3 protein-coding genes are annotated in these 2013 nt (G+C 68.1%); 2 read left to right on the forward strand and 1 reads right to left on the reverse strand.

Annotated elements, in window-relative coordinates; genetic code table 11:
• Positions 1 to 597: MFS transporter (locus WAZ62_RS04305; protein ID WP_422642291.1), on the reverse strand; the 597-nt coding region annotated here is incomplete at its 3' end.
• Positions 598 to 767: 170 nt separating this feature from the next.
• Here WAZ62_RS04305 and WAZ62_RS04310 point away from each other — a divergent pair.
• Together WAZ62_RS04310 and WAZ62_RS04315 are read left to right on the forward strand one after the other, a co-directional pair.
• Positions 768 to 1625, forward strand: coding sequence for an inositol monophosphatase family protein (locus tag WAZ62_RS04310; RefSeq protein ID WP_422642292.1), 858 nt, complete (start codon positions 768 to 770; stop codon positions 1623 to 1625).
• A gap of 152 nt (positions 1626 to 1777) precedes the next feature.
• On the forward strand, positions 1778 to 2013 hold a 236-nt coding region (locus WAZ62_RS04315; protein ID WP_422642293.1), incomplete at its 3' end, for a hypothetical protein.

A 2013-nucleotide genomic window follows, 5' to 3' on the forward strand; every position in this document is an offset into this window, starting at 1 on the left:
GGCCAGCAGCACGCCGGCCATGCCGAGCAGCATCAGGCTGCCCATGGCGGCATAGGAGAAATTCCAGTTCACCGTCTCGGCCAGCGCCAGCGAGGCGCCCCCGGCGACGAGGCCGGCGATGCGATAGCCCCATTGGTAGGCGGCGGCCATCGCGCCCTGCTTCGACTCGGGCGCCGCCTCGATGCGCCAGGCGTCGATGACGATATCCTGCGTCGCCCCGGCGAAGCCGACGAAGACGGCGAAGAGCGCAGTCAGGGCGAGGTCGCCGCCCGCCTGACGCCCGGCGATGAGGCCGAGGCCGACCACGATGGCGATCTGGGCCGCCAGCATCCAGCTCCGCCGGTGGCCGAGCCGGCGGCCCAGCAGCGGCAGCGTCACCCGGTCGACCAGCGGCGCCCACAGGAATTTGGCGGAATAGGCGAGGGTGGCGAGGCTGAAGAAACCGATGACCGACAGCGAGACACCCTCGTCCCGCAGCCAGGCCGAGAGCGTGTCGAAGACGAGAAGATTGGGCAGGCCGGCGGAAAAGCCGAGCAGCAGCATGACGAACACGCGCCGCTCGCCGTAAACCGCAAGTCCGCCGCCACCCGCCATCATCGACACCCCGAATCGTTACCGGCCCATCCTTGCCCATCCGGCCGCGCTTGCGAAGTCCCACGGATTTGACCGCGCCGCCGCGTCCTGATAGGTTCCGGCCCCATTGCGCCGCCGTGGCCCCGCGTCCGGCCTTTCGCGCGCCCGCTCCTTTTCCTGTCCGAGGTTCCCCGATGGCGTTCCGTTCGCCGCTCATCAATGTCATGGCGTCCGCCGCGACCAAGGCCGCCCGCAGCCTGAAGCGCGACTTCGGCGAAGTCGAGAACCTGCAGGTATCGAAGAAGGGGCCCTCGGATTTCGTCTCCGTCGCCGACCAGAAGGCCGAGGACGTGCTCTATGCCGAACTGACGCGCGTGCGGCCGGAATTCGGTTTCCTGATGGAAGAGCGCGGCGTCGTCGAAGGGACCGACAAATCGCACCGCTGGATCGTCGATCCGCTGGACGGCACCACCAATTTCCTGCACGGCGTGCCCCAGTTCGCCATCTCGATCGGTGTCGAGCGGGACGGCGAGGTGATCGCCGGCCTGATCTACAACCCGATCACCGACGAGATGTATTGGGCGGAAAAGGGCAATGGCGCCTATTGCAACGATCGCCGCCTGCGCGTCGCCGCGCGCAAGGACCTGAAGGAATGCGTGATCGCCACCGGCATCCCGTTCCACGGCAAGGGCGATCACATGCGCTTCCTGAAGGAACTCGGCCTCGTGATGCGGGAAGTCGCGGGCGTCCGCCGCTTCGGCGCTGCCTCGCTCGACCTTGCCTATGTCGCCTCGGGCCGTTTCGACGGTTTCTGGGAAACCGACCTGCAGCCCTGGGACATCGCCGCCGGTATCGTTCTGATCCGCGAGGCGGGCGGCTTCGTTTCCGACCAGCGCGGCGCCAAGAAAGTGCTGAACGCCCCTGAGATCGTCGCCGGCAACGAGATCGTCCACGAGAAATTGCGCCGCCTGGTCGAGCGCGCCGGCCTGCCACCGAAGCGGGCGAAAAAGCCGACGGAGCCCGCGCCGGCTGTGGAGGGCGAGGATGCCTGACCCCTTCAGCGGCATCGGTGCATCGCGCCGCACCATTTCGCCGGTTTCGCGACTCGCCGCTTCCTGATAAGAGAGCAAGGCAACAGGGGAGTGCAAGGGGTATGAGGGTAACCGCCGGGGCACGCGCGAGTGTCTGGTCCGCGAGGTCCAGCGTGTCGCTTTTCGCCCTCGTCGCGGCCCTCGCCACCATCGGCCTCGCGCCTCCGGCCCGCGCCGGCGGCAATGAGGACGACGCGCCGCCCACCCGCCTCGTGGTGACCCCGCGCGACAGCGATGCGGTCCAGTCCCGTCATCGCCCTCCGCGCGACACCCTGGATGGCCTGCGTTACGAAACCATCGTCATTGGCGGTGGCTCGACCGGCGGCGTCAGTGTCGACATGTCGGTGCT

The organism is Zavarzinia sp. (assembly GCF_049306435.1).
GTDB lineage: Bacteria > Pseudomonadota > Alphaproteobacteria > Zavarziniales > Zavarziniaceae > Zavarzinia.